We start from the raw sequence: 2,241 nt of genomic DNA on the forward strand, positions 1-2,241 counted from the left end.
CCGTCCGGGGCAGTTGCTCCCCCACCCGCCCCCCGCGAGCCCCCGGGGCGTGATTTCCCCTTCCTGCGGGGCGCCGCGGGCGGGGCCCGCCCCCGCGCCGAGGCCCGGCGGGGACCACACGACGCCGTTCCAGTCGTCGGCGCCGCCCACCTGGCGCACGACGGGGCCGGCCCGCTCCACCCGCACCCCCGGGCCGTCGGGACGGGCGTGTTCCCGCATCTCGCGGTCGAACAGGGCGAGCAGTCCGGCTGGATCCATGGGCACACCCGAGCACGCGGCCGCCCACCGGACAAACGGGTTTCGCCGTCACCTGCGTCAGGACCGGTACCCGGGGCAGACGGAAGGTGATCTTGAACTGATCATGGGCGGGTGCGCACCGGGGCGCACCCGACAGCGAAGGCAAACAGGGGGCCACCCATGGCGATACCGGTCCGCAGAAGCGTCCGCGGGGCCGACAGGCCCGCGTTCAGCCTGCGCCGCACGGCGCTCGGCTTCGTCCTCGCCGCCGTGCTGCTCTGCGTCACGGGACTCGCCCTGCGGGCGGCCTGGCAGAGCGCCCTGCGGCACCCCGGCGTGGCCGTGGCGGCGCTCGCGGCCCTGGCCGCGGTGGCGGCGGCCTTCCTGCGCCGCCGTCACAACCGGCGGGTGGCGGCCGGGGCGGCCGCGGCCGTCGTCGAAGCGGCGTACGAGATGGTGGACACCGGGCTCGCCGAGGCGGAGGCCACGCTCCGCGAGCCGGATCCGTGGCCGCGCACCGAGCCGGCCCGCCTCCCCGAGACGGAGGCGCCCGCCCCCGAAGCGCCGGTCGACTACCTGGACATGGACCCGTACGCCTTCGAGGAGGCGGTCGCCGCCCTCTGCCGGCGGGACGGCTGTACGGAGGTCGAGGTCGTCGGCGGCGCCGGTGACCTCGGGGCCGACGTCGTCGCCCTCACCCCGGACGGCCGCCGCCTCGTGATCCAGTGCAAGCAGTACTGCCCCGACAACAAGGTGGGCTCCCAGGACCTCCAGCGCTTCGGCGGCACGTGCTACGCCGTCCACCGGGCCGAGGTCGCCGTCGTGGTCACGACGAGCACGTTCACCGAACCCGCCGTGGAGTACGCCGCGCAGTGCGGCATCCTCTGCGTCGACCTGCCGTCCCTGTCGGCCTGGAGCGACGAGGGGGCGCCCCTGCCCTGGCACGTGCCGGTGGACGCCTGACCCGGCGGCCGGGCGGCGCTCAGCGGTCCTTCAGCGCCTGCTGGATCGTGCGCATCACCTCGTCGAGCGGCGCGTCCGTGCGCGCCACCGCGACCAGCACCTCGCCCTGGGCCGCCACCGTGGCCGCGGGGGTCTTCGCGGGCTCGCCGCCCGCCGACCGCCCGGCCCCGATGCCCGACCCGAAGGTGTCCCGCACGATCGCGAAGGCGTGGTCCAGCTGTGCCTCCACGTCACCCTGGCCGTCCGCCCGGAGCCACCGCCGCAGCACGTGGTTGTGCGCGGTGACGACGGCGGAGGCCGCCACCTCGGCCAGCAGCGGGTCGTCGTTGCCGACGTGGTGGTCCCGCTCGTCGAAGTGGCCCAGCAGGTAGCGGGTGAAAAGCCGCTCGTAGCGGGCCACCGAGGCGATCTCCGCCTGCCGCAGCGTGGGCACCTCACGCGTCAGCTTGTAACGGGCCACCGAGACGGCGGGCTTCGCCGCGTACATCTTCATGACTTCCTTGATGCCGCGGCACACGGTGTCGAGCGGGTGCTCGTGCGCGGGGGCCGCGTTGAGGACGGCCTCGGCCCTGACGAGGGTGTCGTCGTGGTCCGGGAAGATCGCCTCCTCCTTGGAGCGGAAGTGGCGGAAGAACGTGCGGCGCGCCACTCCGGCGGCACCCGCGATCTCGTCGACCGTCGTCGCCTCGTACCCCTTCGTGGCGAAGAGCTCCATCGCCGCCGCGGCGAGTTCACGGCGCATCTTGAGCCGCTGGGCGGCGGCGCGGGTGCCCGCGGCGCTTTCCGGGGCGTCGGGCGCGGCGGAGGAACGGGCGGACCTGGCGGGTTGGGACATGGTGTGAACGTAACCCATCCGTGCGGGGGACCGCGCCTGCGGGGGCGGTCCGCCCGAGGGCCCCAGGAGCCCGCCCCAGGCGTCCGCGGCGCCGGCGGGCCCGGGGGGGGGGGGGGGGGGGGCGCCCCCCCCCCGCCCCGCCCCCGCGGGGCGATTGGGGGGCTGCCCCCCCCCGCGGTGGGGCGGCGGCGGCCCCGGGCCCCCCC

At 76.4% G+C, this 2,241-nt stretch carries 2 protein-coding genes and 1 pseudogene; 1 reads left to right on the forward strand and 2 read right to left on the reverse strand.

Annotated elements, in window-relative coordinates:
• A pseudogene (locus tag ABZ371_RS31890) lies at nt 1-258 on the reverse strand (GNAT family N-acetyltransferase); the annotation flags it as partial.
• A gap of 159 nt (nt 259-417) precedes the next feature.
• Between ABZ371_RS31890 and ABZ371_RS31895 the strand changes: the two are divergent.
• On the forward strand, nt 418-1,200 hold the full coding sequence (locus ABZ371_RS31895) for a restriction endonuclease (protein WP_358686270.1): 783 nt from the start codon (nt 418-420) through the stop codon (nt 1,198-1,200).
• A gap of 19 nt (nt 1,201-1,219) precedes the next feature.
• Here the strand turns inward: ABZ371_RS31895 and ABZ371_RS31900 are convergent, their stop codons facing one another.
• Nucleotides 1,220-2,035, reverse strand: a complete 816-nt coding sequence (locus ABZ371_RS31900; RefSeq protein ID WP_358686273.1) for a TetR family transcriptional regulator — start codon at nt 2,033-2,035, stop codon at nt 1,220-1,222.
• Nucleotides 2,036-2,241: the final 206 nt, after the last annotated feature.

This window comes from Streptomyces sp. NPDC005899 (assembly GCF_040629645.1).
Classification (GTDB): Bacteria; Actinomycetota; Actinomycetes; order Streptomycetales; family Streptomycetaceae; genus Streptomyces.